Annotated in this window: 14 protein-coding genes, 1 riboswitch and 1 other annotated feature; of the genes, 4 read left to right on the forward strand and 10 right to left on the reverse strand. The window is 36.5% G+C overall.

Translation table 11 applies throughout. The features are described 5' to 3' along the window. Window positions 1–130 precede the first annotated feature (130 nt). Window positions 131–637, reverse strand: coding sequence for a ferritin (locus KGI01_RS11855; RefSeq protein ID WP_068453876.1), 507 nt, complete (start codon window positions 635–637; stop codon window positions 131–133). Window positions 638–760: 123 nt separating this feature from the next. Here KGI01_RS11855 and KGI01_RS11860 point away from each other — a divergent pair, with 123 nt between their 5' ends. Further along, window positions 761–1,537 (forward strand): exonuclease domain-containing protein, encoded by a 777-nt coding sequence (locus tag KGI01_RS11860; RefSeq protein ID WP_141274846.1) that lies wholly within the window; start codon window positions 761–763, stop codon window positions 1,535–1,537. A 202-nt stretch (window positions 1,538–1,739) separates the two neighbouring features. On the opposite strand, the gene KGI01_RS11865 is transcribed toward KGI01_RS11860, so the two are convergent. After that, window positions 1,740–2,609 (reverse strand): hypothetical protein, encoded by an 870-nt coding sequence (locus KGI01_RS11865; protein ID WP_141274847.1) that lies wholly within the window; start codon window positions 2,607–2,609, stop codon window positions 1,740–1,742. Window positions 2,610–2,678: 69 nt separating this feature from the next. Continuing rightward, a complete protein-coding gene (locus KGI01_RS11870; protein WP_141274848.1) occupies window positions 2,679–4,085 on the reverse strand; it encodes a DEAD/DEAH box helicase in 1,407 nt (468 codons plus the stop codon). Window positions 4,086–4,198: 113 nt separating this feature from the next. Here KGI01_RS11870 and KGI01_RS11875 point away from each other — a divergent pair, with 113 nt between their 5' ends. The 3 genes from KGI01_RS11875 to KGI01_RS14230 all read left to right on the forward strand — a co-directional run bounded on the left by KGI01_RS11875 (window position 4,199) and on the right by KGI01_RS14230 (window position 5,491). Continuing rightward, entirely contained in the window at window positions 4,199–4,393 is a 195-nt protein-coding gene (locus tag KGI01_RS11875; protein WP_141274849.1) for a hypothetical protein, read from the forward strand. 75 nt (window positions 4,394–4,468) lie between these two features. Further along, complete coding sequence (locus KGI01_RS11880) at window positions 4,469–4,810, forward strand: ketopantoate reductase family protein (protein ID WP_141274850.1); 342 nt, start codon at window positions 4,469–4,471, stop codon at window positions 4,808–4,810. A 207-nt stretch (window positions 4,811–5,017) separates the two neighbouring features. After that, the gene (locus tag KGI01_RS14230; protein WP_373863141.1) at window positions 5,018–5,491 is read left to right on the forward strand and encodes a ketopantoate reductase C-terminal domain-containing protein; all 474 of its coding nucleotides are present in this window, start codon (window positions 5,018–5,020) and stop codon (window positions 5,489–5,491) included. Between the two features lie 30 nt (window positions 5,492–5,521). On the opposite strand, the gene KGI01_RS11890 is transcribed toward KGI01_RS14230, so the two are convergent. From KGI01_RS11890 to KGI01_RS11920, 7 genes are all read right to left on the reverse strand, one after another. Then, the gene (locus KGI01_RS11890) at window positions 5,522–7,450 is read right to left on the reverse strand and encodes a PTS fructose transporter subunit IIABC (protein WP_141274852.1); all 1,929 of its coding nucleotides are present in this window, start codon (window positions 7,448–7,450) and stop codon (window positions 5,522–5,524) included. Window positions 7,451–7,462: 12 nt separating this feature from the next. Then, the gene (gene pfkB, locus KGI01_RS11895; RefSeq protein ID WP_141274853.1) at window positions 7,463–8,377 is read right to left on the reverse strand and encodes a 1-phosphofructokinase; all 915 of its coding nucleotides are present in this window, start codon (window positions 8,375–8,377) and stop codon (window positions 7,463–7,465) included. A 167-nt stretch (window positions 8,378–8,544) separates the two neighbouring features. After that, a complete protein-coding gene (locus KGI01_RS11900) occupies window positions 8,545–9,531 on the reverse strand; it encodes a ring-cleaving dioxygenase (protein ID WP_141274854.1) in 987 nt (328 codons plus the stop codon). Window positions 9,532–9,549: 18 nt separating this feature from the next. Further along, the gene (locus KGI01_RS11905; RefSeq protein ID WP_141274855.1) at window positions 9,550–9,981 is read right to left on the reverse strand and encodes a MarR family winged helix-turn-helix transcriptional regulator; all 432 of its coding nucleotides are present in this window, start codon (window positions 9,979–9,981) and stop codon (window positions 9,550–9,552) included. A gap of 123 nt (window positions 9,982–10,104) precedes the next feature. Continuing rightward, window positions 10,105–11,919 (reverse strand): sensor domain-containing diguanylate cyclase, encoded by a 1,815-nt coding sequence (locus KGI01_RS11910; protein ID WP_141274856.1) that lies wholly within the window; start codon window positions 11,917–11,919, stop codon window positions 10,105–10,107. Window positions 11,920–12,026: 107 nt separating this feature from the next. Beyond that, a complete protein-coding gene (gene tenA, locus KGI01_RS11915; RefSeq protein WP_121176868.1) occupies window positions 12,027–12,725 on the reverse strand; it encodes a thiaminase II in 699 nt (232 codons plus the stop codon). A gap of 99 nt (window positions 12,726–12,824) precedes the next feature. Beyond that, a riboswitch (TPP riboswitch) is annotated at window positions 12,825–12,928 on the reverse strand. 67 nt (window positions 12,929–12,995) lie between these two features. Then, window positions 12,996–14,570, reverse strand: a complete 1,575-nt coding sequence (locus KGI01_RS11920) for a 2-isopropylmalate synthase (protein ID WP_141274857.1) — start codon at window positions 14,568–14,570, stop codon at window positions 12,996–12,998. A 60-nt stretch (window positions 14,571–14,630) separates the two neighbouring features. Beyond that, window positions 14,631–14,862, reverse strand: a binding site (T-box leader). Window positions 14,863–15,065: the final 203 nt, after the last annotated feature.

Here is a 15,065-nt window from a genome sequence, read left to right on the forward strand (position 1 = left end):
CATCTCTTACTGACAAAAAATATATTATCATAGAATATCGAATACGGTCAACTACTTTTTTAAAATATTTTTTAAAATAAAAATAAGATGCAGGAATTGTTTATAAAACAACTCCTGCATCACTACTTTACTATTCTGCTGGTGCTTTGAAAGAACGTGTCGCAAGCTCTGCATCTAACATGAAAATAGCATTTGCATCGTTTTGGATACGTGCAATCTTTGTGATTAACGTATCAAATGTTGATTCTTCTTCAATTTGTTCATCAATGAACCATTTTAAGAATGCCATTGTCGCATGTTCACGTTCATCAAGTGCGATATCTGCTAATTCGTAGATGCGGCGTGTCACTTCTTTTTCGTGTTTTAATGCTGTTTCAAAAGCATCTAAAAGCGATGTGAAATCATTTTTAACACTTGGGAATTCGCTAATTGTAACGCGTTGACCTAGATCACTTAGGAAATTATAAAATTTCATCGCATGGAAACGCTCTTCTTCTGCTTGTACTAAAAAGAAATTTGCAAATCCATCATAATCTTGATCTGTGCAATAAGCTGCCATTGCTAAATACGCATGTGCTGAATAAAATTCAAAGTTTAATTGATCATTTAATGCTGCATGAAGTTTTTCTGAAATCATAAAAAACCCTCCTAATGGTTGATTTGTTTATTTTACCATACAACGACTATTTTACCCATTTATACGTTTGTACTTTTTCTCTCTATTCCCTTACACTAATGGAAGAACAAGGAGTTGATTCACATGAATTACGTGACATTATCAGTGAAAGCAGCCAATCAATGGCCTGATAGTATTTGTGCAATTGAATTAATAAGAATGGAAGAAAATACAATTGTTGATTCTTTTAGTACATATGTCCAAACGCTACAAACGTTTGACCCTTTTTATACAAGTATCCATGGAATTGAAGCAAATGATGTACAATTAGCTCCTACATTTGAATCACTGATTCCCATACTTGAACGATGGCTTCAACATCAAACTGTCATCTCTTATTTCGCACCGTACGATCACCTCTGCTTACAAGAAAGTTTTGAGGCTTGCGGAAAATTAATGCCGCTCTTTACACATAAAAATTTATTGAGCGATATGAAAGCGCAGTGGCCTACCCTTTCTTCCTATACCCTCTATGATGTTCATGTAAAAGTACAGACGAAAGAGGCACTAAATGATGCAGAACGCATTGTACAAATTGCGCAGGCTCTCGAAAACAAACAAGCTCTCACGCACCTTGAAATAGTTGCAACCAAATCTCTTGTTCAAAAAACAGTCGTTTTCACAGGCGCTTTAGAACAAATGACAAGATCAGAAGCTGCTAGAAAAGTCATGCAAGCAGGTGGATTCTTTAGTAATACGATGACAAAAAAAGTAGATGTACTCGTTGTGAGTGAACGAAGCCAACAACAGTATGACGCCACACAAAAACAAAGTTCCAAATGGACAAAAGCCATTCACTTACAACAACAAGGATTCCCCATTCAGATTATCTCGGAAAAAGAATTTTTCACATGGCTTTGAAAAATTAAGGACTTGATTTGACTTGGTTTGTGTGAATTCGAACATTCGACTGGCGAAACGGAACATTTTGAGAAGGTGTTGGGTCACTCGCTGCTCGAAACGGGTCATTCACTCGTCAAAAGAGGACATTCGAGCACAAAAACGGGTCACTCGCCCACTCAAACAGATCATTCGCCAAATAAAAAAAGGTCGAGCAACGTTTTCACGTGCGGCTCGAACCTTTTTCTTGTATATATTTTTTATGAACGAGCGTTAAATTATCAACGGTTGTTGTGCCGCCTCTTTTTAATGAAACTTTATATGCAATATGAAAATCGATTTTTTCATTGCTTGCATAACCTGTTTTCACACATGTATATTGACCATATTGTTTTTGATTTTCTTCAAAAACGCGATAGATTATTTTACGCCAAATGGCATGATACTGTCGTTTTAATTGGGTAAGTGGTGTGTATTGAAAGGCTTCTTCATCTATGTTTTGTTGGGTATGTTCTAATAAAATAAGCTCGGTTTGAATACATTTTTTATAGTATAAAAATTGATCATCAAAAAAGATACGTAGGAACGGATACTTTTCCCATTGATCAAGAACATAATCTTGCTGTTCGCGGTAGCTCATATTTTGTTTCATAATTTTTTTAGCTAAATCTGTCACATTAATTTGTTGTCGCTCTTTAAACGCTAGTAGTTTCGGACATTCACCTGTTACTAAATAGTAATGGATGAGCGTGACAAGATCCCAAATATCATACATCGGACTTAATTGGTCTTGAATGAAAAATTGCATTTCTAATTCTTCAGCATACGCACGTAATGTGCGGCGGTCTAAATTTGCATGTAGTCCCTGCTGCACACAATACGTAGGTAAAAATCGAAACATCGCTTCGTAGTCTTCTACATCACTTTCATAAACTAAAATATCTTCTGAAATCGCGCGCTCTTCATGAATATAACGTAATGAATAAATACCTTTTGGCACACTTTGTTCAAATGTCCTTTCTTCAATTGGGGCTTGATCTTGTAGTCTCTGCGCCACTTGTTCTACCATTTTTGCTGAAATCATTTGTGTCATTTGAAGTGGTAGCTGTTCAGATGGAATTGGCTCTAAATTTTCGCCAGCTAGTAATACGCGCGGATTGGACTATGCAATTTTCTCAGCCCATTCATCAATAAAACTAACGATATACGCTTCTCTTGTTCCACCTGCTGCAACACCTCGTAACGCTCTTCCAACCATCTGTGTCATCAGAATTGCAGATACAGTAGGACGTGTTAAAAAGACAGTCTGAACATCTGGGAAATCTGCTCCTTCTGTTAAAATCGCCACATTAATTAAAACAGGAAATACGTTTTCCCGAAATGCTTGAATTGTCTGTTGGTTTTCTGCGGATGTTTCATGATTTGAAATGACGACACGTGCATCTACGCCATATTGTTTAAAAACTTGTGCAAGAGTTAAAGCATGCAATCGATTCATCGCAAATAGAATGGTTTTACCATATTGTTTTTGGCGCTGAACATATTGTTGTACAATCATGTGATTTCGTGGTTGATTCGCTACAAGTCGCTGCATAATTGAGTCAGGTAGTTGATCTAGTTGTTGAAGCGTTCGCCATTGTTCTTCGTTCAATACTGTTTGAACTGTCACATCTGTTTGCAATGAATGAAAATGTGGTGCTGCTAAAATACCATTGGCAATTAAATACTTCAAATCTTTTTTATAAAAAATACCATCTGTAAATAAAGCACGTAATGCACCTTGTTCACTTTCGGCTGTTCGAAATGGTGTCGCTGTAAGCCCGAGTAGATACATACGAGCACCTTGACGTTCTATATGTGAGAGTAATGTTTTATATGTTGTAGAGGTCGCATGATGTGCCTCATCGACTACGACATAAACCTCTTGTTCGTCGGCTAACCAACGACTTAAAATTGCTTCATGATGTACTAAACTATCTTTACTCGCAATGAGTAATTGTTCTTGCTGAATGAGACGTGCAGCATCATGAACACCCGATATTATGCGATATGTTAGATCATTTTGAGCGTATTGACAAAATGTCGCATAAGCTTGATTTAATAATTCATGGCGATGCGCAAGCCACAATACCTTTTTCCCTCTTACTAATGCAGCTTCCCATAGCCAGCGAACCGCAGTCGTCGTTTTTCCTCCACCTGTTGGTAGTACAACAAGCCCCTTAAAAGAAGTCTTTTTTCGCATTTGATGTAAACGGTGAATAGCTTCCGCCTGAAAAGCATATGGAAGTGGTGGTGTGTGCTGCGCTTTTCGCATCATTTGTACTTGTTTTTCTATGTAAAAATGAAGTGAATCATCTGGAGAAATGGCTAACCAACTCTCTACTTCTTCTGGTAAACGTAATGTCAACTTAGAAGCACGAATTGCCTGTTCTACTTCTTCCACTCGCTTTTTCGAACGTGTTTGGTAGCCGAGCTTTTTCATAAATGTACGGCATTTAATGGAGACACGCTGCTGTTGATTATTCATCGCGCGCATCGTTAAATCATTTAATAATTCTTCTACTTGCATATACGCCAACCTTTCCGAATGTTTGTTCTTATATTATATCAAAGGAAAACAACAAATACAGGGCTTATCTTTAAATTTTTGGGGAATTACTCTATATGAAAGGAGTTTTCATCATGAAAAAAGATAAAGATATTTTACCAGACGAACCGCTTTTAAAAGAAAATCCACAACGCGTATATGATAAAGATACGGAACTATATGATACAGTGCTCGATGACGTCGTAAATGACGACGATTCGGAAGATAATGTAGAAGCGGAATACGAAGGCGTTAGTGAAGATGTACTCAACGATAACCCACCGCTCTAAAGAACTGCCTGCAGCACTGATAGCTCAGACAGTTTTTCTTTTCTCTAATTAATGAAGCGATAAAGGAGATTTTAGATGGAAATTGTGATCATTGGCGCTACAGGAAAAGGTTTAACTGTTGCAGCCTATTTACAAAAAATTTATCCAGACGTGACAATTCTCGACGTACCAATGGAACCGCTTGAGCAAATTCAGTCACGTAGAGTTACGATTTACTCAAGTACAACTTTTCTTACAAATTTCGTTGTAAAACCCATTGAATCATGTGCCTCTGATTATGATTTCGTATTTTTATTTGTCCATCCTTTTTATAATAAAAATATTTTACCTATTCTAAAGTCTACGTTACATGAAAGCTGCTTTATCGTATCATTTCAAGAAAATCTTTCGGATTGGGAGTTAATTCAATCATCCTGAAAATTTCCATTATTTTCAGCTGTTTGTAAATTTGAAACGTATGTCAAACAGCATCACCAAGTTGTCGTCACTTCACCGCACGCTTCTCTCAACCAAGTTGCTTTTGACTTATACGATAGTCATCCATCTTACTTTTATTATGCAGAAGAAGTAAAAAGTGTATTAGATACCATAGGCTGTACACAAATTGTACGTACTGCTTTTGATATTAAATGGACACAAGCTATCTTCTCTGGAGCAATTGACCGATTAGCCAGTGCTTTAAATTGTTTATATGGCGATATTTTACATCATCCTATCGCTTTACAATCCTCCATTCATTTAGTAAATGAAATTGTACGGATAGCTAAAAAATACAACATTCCTTTAGCACAGACACCCGAACTGGATTATGCCGCATTAATGATTGATTCTGATACCAAAAAAACCGAAATGATGCCAATTATTGAAAAGTTATTACTTCCCTATCAAAAAATACCTTCCAATCAAGATGCTTATTTGATTGATGAATTATTAGAAGTGGCTTCTTTAGTCGATCAGACGACCCCTTATTTAGAGACACTTGCTCATTGTTTACATGAAAAAAATGAAGAAGATTTTCATAAGAATATCGCTTTTTTTCAACCATTGGGAACAGGGACACTGTGGCGACAAGAATTAAAAAAGAGTGAAATCAGATAGGGGTAACCCTTATGATTCCACTCTTTTTTATTAAGCTGTTTTTGCTTTTTTCTTTAATAGTCCAATCATCATTGCAGATACAACTGCACCAATAATGATACTTGTTACATATAACAACATTTGGCCGACACCATTTTCAACGAGTGGAATAACGAAAATCCCACCATGTGGTACAGGTAATCCAATATTAAATGCCATCGATAAACCACCTGTAATCGCTGCACCGACAACGAACGATGGAATCATACGTAGTGGGTCGCTCGCTGCGAAAGGAATCGCACCTTCTGATATGAAACAAGCACCTAAAATATAACTTGTTTTACCTGTTTCACGTTCCGCTTTTGTAAATTTATTTTTAAAGATTGTTGTTGCTAAAGCGACGCCAAGTGGCGGAACCATACCACCAGCCATTACAGCTGCCATAATCTCATAGTTCCCTGCCTCAAGCATAGCAATACCAAATGTATAAGCTGCCTTATTAAGTGGACCACCTAAGTCAAATGCCATCATCGCACCTAAAACCATTCCTAAAATAATCGCGTTTGAACCATTCAACGAATTAAGCAATGACGAGAATGCGGTATATAATTTCGTTAATTGTGGATTTAGTAACATCATGACTATACCGGATATTGCGATACCAAACACTGGATATAGCAAAATTGGCTTTAATCCATCAAAAGATTTCGGTAATTTTTTGAATACAATTTTCAAGCCTTCTACTACATAACCAGCTAAGAAACCGGCGATCAAACCACCTAAGAAACCTGAGTTGGCTCCTTCGCTATTTTGAACTGTGATAGCAAGTAAACCTGCTACCATACCTGGTGCAAAACCTGGCCTGTCTGCAATACTCATTGCGATAAATCCTGCTAAGACTGGAACGATTAAATAGAAGGCATTATCGCCACCAATAGTTTTTAGCATATAGGCGAATTGGTTAAATTGTGAGCTATCTTTATCTGCAGAATTAACACCCCAGAAGAAAGATAAAGCAATTAAAATACCGCCACCGACAACGAATGGCAACATGTTCGATACACCATTCATTAAGTGTTTATAAATTTGAGATCCAATTCCTTTTTTCTCATCGCCGTCTTGTTCATCTGTTGATTTTCCTGAGTCGGAATGGAAGATAGAAGCATTTCCTTCTACTGCACGCTCTAGTAATTGATCTGCTTCATAAATCGCTTTTGAAACAGGTACTTGAATTACTTTTTTACCGTCAAAACGAGCCATTTCGACTTTTGTATCAGCGGCTACAATAATCGCATCTGCTTCTTCAATTTCGGCTTTTGTAAGTACATTTTGTGCACCACTTGAACCGTTTGTTTCAACTTTAATGTCGATTCCTTTTTCTTTTGCGACATTTTCTAATTTTTCAGCTGCCATATAGGTATGCGCAATACCTGTTGGACAAGCTGTTACAGCAAGAATTTTAACCTTCTTCCCTGTTGATTGTTGTTCACTTGAAGTAGTAGTCGCTTGCTTGGGCTTTTCTTCATTTGTTTCTTTTTCTTCAATAATCGATAAAACTTCTTCCTTCGTTTTCGCTTCACGTAGACGAGTTGTAAAGTTAGCATCCATTAAAAACCCTGCTAAGCGAGATAATGCTTCTAAATGAAATTGCCCTGCACCGTCTGTCGCTGCAATCATAAAGAATAAGTCCGTATTTTTACCATCTAACGAAGCATAATCCACACCTTTTTCACTACGCCCAAAAGCAATTGTCGGAGTTTTTACAGCGGCTGTTTTCGCATGTGGAATCGCAATACCATCACCAACACCAGTTGTACTTTCTTCTTCACGCTTTAAAATTGCGGCTAAAAAGTCATCTCGATTATTTAGCCTTCCTGCGTGATCGAGTACATCTGCTAATTCTGCAAGTACTTCTCCTTTTGTGCCACCTGACAGCGATAATTGTATCGTATCGAGAGGCATCAATTCTGTAATTTTCATGCGTTTCACCTCTTAAATTGTTTGAATTTCGACTTGTGGAACGAGTTTTTCTACTTCTTCTTTATGGCATAAATCTTCTTTAAAAGCTGTAGCACTACCTGAAGCAACGCCGTAACGGAATGCATCTTGTAAACTTTGCTGTTGTGCTAATTGAGCAACCATACCTGCCACAAGTGAATCGCCAGCTCCTACTGTATTGACAACTTGTCCTTTAGGAGCTTTTGCCAGAAATTGTGTGTCACTACTCACACATACTGCACCTTCACCACCAAGCGATACAATTACAAGTGATACATCTTGTTCTGTTAATTTTTTTGCATGTGCTACAGCTTGTTCCAATGTGTCGATTGTATCTCCTACTAATTCACCTAACTCATGCTGATTCGGTTTAATAAAGTACGGTTGATATTGTAAAAGTTGTTTTAAGCGTGGTCCTGACGTATCGAGTACCCACTTTGCACCAGTTAATGTACAACTTTTTTGAAGTTGTTCAAAGAACTCATCCGTCACCGTTTCTGGAATACTTCCTGATACTACAACCCAATCATCTTCTTTTGCGTGTAATTGTAGAAAATGTAGTAGTTGCTCTATTTCTTGACTTTGCAGTGTGGGTGCTGGGCCATTCAGTTCCGTCTCTTGCTGTGATTTAATTTTGACATTAATCCGCGTTACACTATCTACTTGAATGAATGCAGAAGGTACTTGTTCTCTTTGTAAAAACTGTTGAATATAATCACCTGTAAAGCCTCCGACAAAACCGAGTGCTGTAGCGCCTACTTCCATTCGTTTTAATACACGTGAAATATTAATGCCTTTACCACCAGGATAATAACTTACTTCTTTGGCACGATTTAACGTATTCGTTTGAAAATCATCGACATATGGAATGTAGTCAATTGACGGTGCAAATGTAACAGTGTAAATCATCGAATCCCCCCTCCATCTCTTTTTTAATACTCTAATCTATAACCTTTTACCCGATTGGATTCGGGATTAAAACGCTATTTGGTTATAACTGCTATACCTTTACCCTTTCAGAAGAAATTTAATATAAAAAAAGAGAATCACCTATAAAGATGATCCTCGCTTGTTCATTATTCGTATTCTTTTTCAAATGTTTTTGTTGAGCGCACTGTATCAAAATGACGAACAACACTTTCGATATAATCACGTTTTGGTTCTAAGAATGGTGGAAGTGATAATTTTTCACCCAATGTTTCATAAGGTTCATCTCCCATAAATCCTGGACCGTCCGTTGCGAACTCAAATAGAATACCTTGTGCTACACGTACATAAAGTGATTCAAAGAAGTGACGATTCACATAACCCGATGTATTAAATCCGATTTCTTCCATTCGTTTTGTCCAGTAGTCTAAAACTTCACGGTCCTCTACTCGGAACGCCGCATGGTGAACAGTTCCAAAACCTTGTCGACCATTTGGTGATGTTTCATCGTGTTTCACAATAACACGCGCACCATTTCCGCCTGTTCCTACTTCAAATAGATGAAAATCTCCTTCTTGTGCGATTTCTTTAAATAATAGTGCTTGTTCTAGCATCATTTTAAAATATTTAAAATCAGCAATGGTAATTTCGATTGGTCCTAAGCCAGTAATCGCATATTCAAGTGGGATTGGACCGTTTTGCCATGGTGTACCACTTTTAATCCCTTCATTATGTTCATCTGATACAAGTTGGTATCGTTGATCATCAAAATCAGTAAATGGTAATACTTTGACACCGAATTGTGTTTGAATACCGTCATGTTGAACATTTAAACGTGTAAAGCGTTTTTCCCAATATTCAAGTGCTGCGTCGTTTGGCACACGGAAACCTGTACGTGAAATCTCGTTTGTGCCATGTGTTCCTTTCGGAATGCCTGGGAAGTCGAAGAATGTCATATCCGTTCCAGCTGAACCACGGTCATCCGCAAAGAATGTATGGTATGTTTGAATATCATCTTGATTGACTGTTTTTTTCACTAAACGCATACCTAATACATTCGTAAAAAATTCATAGTTTTTTTCTGCGCTACTTGTAATAGCTGTGACGTGATGGATACCTTTTAATTGTTGATTCATGATTATTTCCTCCGTTAATTACATATTTTTGGCGTGTAATCCTACTGTTTTTAAAGCTGTAATGAGTTGCTGTTTGTCATGTTCATCTACCACATCAAATAGTTTTTCCACTAATGCTTCATGTTGTGGAAAAATACGTTCAATAAATGAGCGTCCTTCTTCTGTAAGTGCTGCAAATGTGACGCGTCGATCGGTTGGACAGGCTACGCGCTCGACATAGCCTTTTTGTTGTAATTTATCAACAACATATGTGATACTGCCACTCGTAATTAAAATCTTCTCACCAATGCGTTGAATCGGTTGATCTCCTTTATGATAAAGTAGTTCTAATACCGCAAATTCAGTTAAGTTCAGTTGATAACGTTGCATGTCCTTTCGCAAGACTTCTTCAACTGTCTGAGATGCTCGAAGTAGAACCGTCAATGCTTTTAGCGATAATTCTTTTGACATTTTATCCACTCCTTTTATCTCGAATTAAAATATCTTGAATTAAAGATAACATGGATTAAAAATACTGTCAATTAAAAAAGACACAACTTACAGCATGAATTCTCACACTATAAGTTGTGTTTGCTAATGTAAATTTTTTACTCGAACACAGTTGCGCCCTGCATTTTTTGCTTCATATAACTGTTGGTCTGCTATTTTTAAAAATTCAGTTGTATTAGTAAATCGCGCTTCTGTCAACGCAACTCCTCCTACACTAATTGTTACAATTTTACATTCACGTCCTAAATGTTCTAGCTCTGCTTTTTCAACTGCATTTCTCATATACTCTGCAATATCGAAAGCTTCACTATAAGTCGTAGCATCTAACAACACAACGAATTCTTCTCCACCATAACGCGTTAATTCCGCACGATCAGGTAACGCATCTGTTAAAATTTTTACAAGATTTTTTAATAATTGATCACCTAAAATATGACCATAATAGTCATTATATTTTTTAAACTCATCGACATCTAAAATTAAAATAGCAAAAGGTATGTTCGTTTCTGTATAGTGTTTATATAATTTTTCTAAACTGCTACTTAAATAATGACGATTAAAAACTCCTGTAAGACTATCTAATAAAGCTAGTTCACGTAATTTTTCATTACTTTCTTCCAATTGTTTCGTTCGGATACGAATTTTTTCATCCAAAGATTCATTGAGAGAAATCAATTCTTTATTTAATTGTTCAACTTGTAACCATTGTAGAGCAAATTTCCGACAAAATAGTATACATTGGATACTAATAAAAATGCCTAACATGATAAAAGTAAGATGAATTGAATTTCCAGCTGCCGAAATGCGAATCATGTCATGTATGGCCCCTACAAATACTAATAGTATCCCCACAAGTGTAATCACTTGTGTCAAATCATGCCAATTTATTTTTCTAATAACACTTACAAGTAAAAAGAGATAAAAAACATACATAAAAATCAAAATAATATTAAATAATTTTTGATACATGACCGTAGAAGAAAATGCCGTAAAGAAAATAATTACAATCATTATATCGTTATAAAAAGTAATCAATTTTTTCGGGATCGCTTCGCTAAACATTTTAGATACATAACCTACATAGAACAACATAACAATTTCAGGCATAATGAATGTCAGACGAAGAGCCAGACTCCAGTCTAGTTGGTTTAAAAAGGCTGTATATAAATAATAGTCTGTAAAAAAACCCCATAGACTTGTTGCTGCACAAAATATGCCATAAGCTAAAAATTCCTTTTGTTTTCTTCTAAATGCATAAAAAAGCAATGAAATACATGCGGTTAATGTAATATAGCCAATTAAAAAGACTTGCCAAAACTCATGTTGCTGTTGTTTTTTTACGATAATTTGTTCATTACCGATAGATATACTTTTCCTCAAACCACCACTTACATTCTCAAAACTAATCACCTGAAACGTAATTTGCAACGTCGTTTGTTCTACGCGAAAACCAGGTATTTGTGGCTTCATTTGTTGTACAGCTGTCTTATTACTTTTTAAAAGACTTCCATTCTCTTTAATGAGTACATTATTTACATATAAGTTATAACTACTATATTGAAAAGGTATATAAAATTTTAAATAGCGGCCAACAAAAGATTCAGGAACTTTAATCGTTGTACTATAAGTCGCACGATCAGAGTCAATATTTAAACGCTGATTTAGCATATAAGGTACTTTGACAATATCGCTGTTTCCAAGCTTAATTTCTTCTTTCATGTCTTGTGGATCAAATAATTCACCACGTATAAAGTTCCAGTTTCCATTTAAATTTTCATAAAAAGTATCGTAATTTGAATGACGAAAATCATGTGTTGTCATTGTGGTAGCAAAACTCATCGGAGCGTACGTCATAAAAAGTATACAGAATGATAAAAGTGATACAAACCATTTTTTCATTTACGCTCCTCCTTTACCTCCGTTAGTTATTCCCTTTTTCTTATAAAATTACTACTTATTTATCAAAAAAACACCCACCGGATAAGTTTCAGTGGGTGTTCATTCTATTATATAGAACTGATTTTGTCAGCTTGAAGTTCCTGAGGCCAGTGAGAAATTGTGTTCCCCATCTCCCAGAACAAATATTCAAAGCGAGTTGTTTGTAAGAAAATTTCTTTAACATGTGCCAGTTCATCACCTGTTAAATCAGCTGCTAACTCATCCATCAAATCAATCATATCTTGTGCGCTATGTTCAAATGCCGGTTCACTATACATACGCACCCAGTCACCGTAAAGTGGATGATCGACAGCTCCAGGAATTTGTGCGAGTTCACGTCCAATCTCTAAATAGCTCCAAGCACATGGTAAGATAGCTGCGATCACATGCGCAAGTGAGCCATTCTGCGCTTCTGATAACATATAACGAGTATAAGCTATCGTTGTCGGCGCTTCTTTTGCTTCACGCATCTCTTGCTCTGAAATCCCAAAACGCTCTGCATATTTACGATGTAAGGCCATCTCAATTGATAGCGTATGATGGACTGAAGCTGACAAGCGTGTCATAACATCTAAATCGCGTGCTTTTTGAATCCCAATCGCAAATACTTTTGCATATTGAATTAAATATAAATAATCTTGAATCATGTAGTGACGGAATTTCTCTGGTTCTAATGTTCCGTGACCAATTCCTTGTACGAATGGATGTGCGTGATTTGCACGCCAAATCGGTCGAATTTCCTCAATTAATTGCTCTGAAAACTTCATCTTTTTTCTCTCCCTTTTCACAAACACGAAGGAAACAAAAAGGCCACTCACCGCATTACGAAAATCGTAAAATACGGAGAATGACCTGCAAATAATATGCTAAAAATGTCACTTCTTCCTTACGACAGTGCGAACTGTATCAAGTTAGAGGGTTAAGCTACTGCTCTCTCAGCCAATTCTATATGGCACCCCTAGTAGTGATTGTTTGTGTATTTAATTGTTAGTACACACCTATCATCTATGACAACAATTGGAAAGTCAAGTGATTTTTTAAACAGGTTCTGGAATCGAGATGAACTGATCGACAACAATCGTATTAATCGCATTGATATAAGCAAGTGCACTCGCTTTAATGACATCTGTATCAGAAGCTTTTGCAATATATGTCTCGCCTTCATATTCAACTTGTAACTTCACTTTACCGATGGCTTCTTTACCGCGTGTCACACTTGAAATTTTATATTCAAGTAGCTTTACTTCGAATGCTGTTACTTCTTGTAGCGCTGAATACAATGCATCAATTGAACCTGAGCCAACTGTCGCTGCTTTCAGTACTTCCTCACCGCGACGTACCTTCACGCTCGCAGATGGGAAGATTTGATTCGAAATGACTTGAATATCTTCCAAATGATAGAATTCGTCACTATGAAGCGCAACTTTTGCATCTTCATTTGTACGTTTGAAATAATTTTCTACTAAAATGAATAGGTCATGGTTATACACTTCTTTTTTCGTATCAGCCAACTTTAAGAAATCCGCAAAGACTTCTTCAAATTGATCTGGTGTTAAGTTGCCTAACGCTAAGTTTTCAAGTGCATTCTTCACCGCATGACGACCAGAACGAGCTGTTAATACTAATTCCATATCGTCTAAACCAACCTCTGTTGGGCTCACGATTTCATAAGCATCACGTGATTTTAATAGACCATCTTGGTGAATACCAGATGAATGCGCAAAAGCATTGTCGCCTGTGATGGCTTTATTTACTTGTACATCAAGTCCCATTAAGCTCGAAACAATACGTGATGTGTTCATAATTTCTTTCTTGTTGACTCGGGTATGTGCATTGAAATAATTTGAACGTGTTGATAGTGCCATCACGACTTCTTCAAGTGCTGCGTTACCCGCACGCTCACCGATTCCGTTAATTGTACACTCTACTTTATCCGCGCCATTTTTAATTGCCGCAAGTGTATTCGCTGTTGCCATACCTAAGTCGTTATGACAGTGAACACTTAGTAATACAGAATCATCTAAGTTTTTCATACGGTCATTTAATTTACCAATCATTTCACCGAATTCTTCTGGCACTGCGTATCCAACAGTATCTGGTACATTAATCATCGTTGCGCCAGCTTTCATTACGGCTTCAATTGTTTTCCATAAATATTCAAAATCAGAACGCGATGCATCTTCTGTTGAATATTGGACTTGTGGTAAAAGTGTTTTTGCGTATTTTACTGCATCTACACCAATTTGTAGAATTTGATCTTTTGATTTTGAGAATTTTTTCTCTACGTGAATATCCGATGTACCAAGTACCATGTGAATCATTGGGTTTTCTGCGTATTTTACAGCATTGTAAACCGAATCAATATCCGCTTTGACTGCACGCGCTAATGCCGTAATCATAATATCGTCTGTGTTACCAACTTTTTGTGCAATTTGCTTTACTGCATTGAAATCGCCTTCTGATGAAGCTGGGAATCCTGCTTCGATAATATCTACTTGTAATTTTTTTAATTGATGTGCTACTTCTAATTTTTCGTATAAGTTCAATTTCGCTCCTGGAACTTGTTCTCCATCACGTAGTGTTGTATCAAATAGCCAGATTTTTTTCGACATAAATTTTCCCTCTTTTCTGTATAATAAAAAAGTCCCGCCTCTATATAGCTATCGCTAGCTACTAGAGACGAGACATTACTCGCGGTACCACTCTACTTGGATTGCATCACACAATCCCACTTATTTAAGATTTTCATCTTAATCCTGATAACGGAGGAATCCGTATAACCCTACTCGATTGTTCAGGTTATGTGCTCATGAACGAGTTCAAGAATGTACATCACTAACTTTCACCAACCGTTAGCTCTCTAAAGATGGACACTTCTCTACTACTTTCAATCTTTGCTTTTTTGAATTATCTGATTATTTAGAATAATATACCATTAAAAAAGCAAAGTCAACAAATTTTCAGAAAATATTTAATTTTCTTTGTTTATGATGTCGAGTTGTTGTATTTGTTATACTGTTTCCTATGAAGGAGGAATTTGATGCATATACAAGGAATCAATCAATCATTTATTATTTTCCGTATCTAATTTGGAAGATTCGATTCCC

Source organism: Kurthia gibsonii (assembly GCF_006539985.1).
In the GTDB taxonomy this organism is placed as follows: Bacteria; Bacillota; Bacilli; order Bacillales_A; family Planococcaceae; genus Kurthia; species Kurthia gibsonii.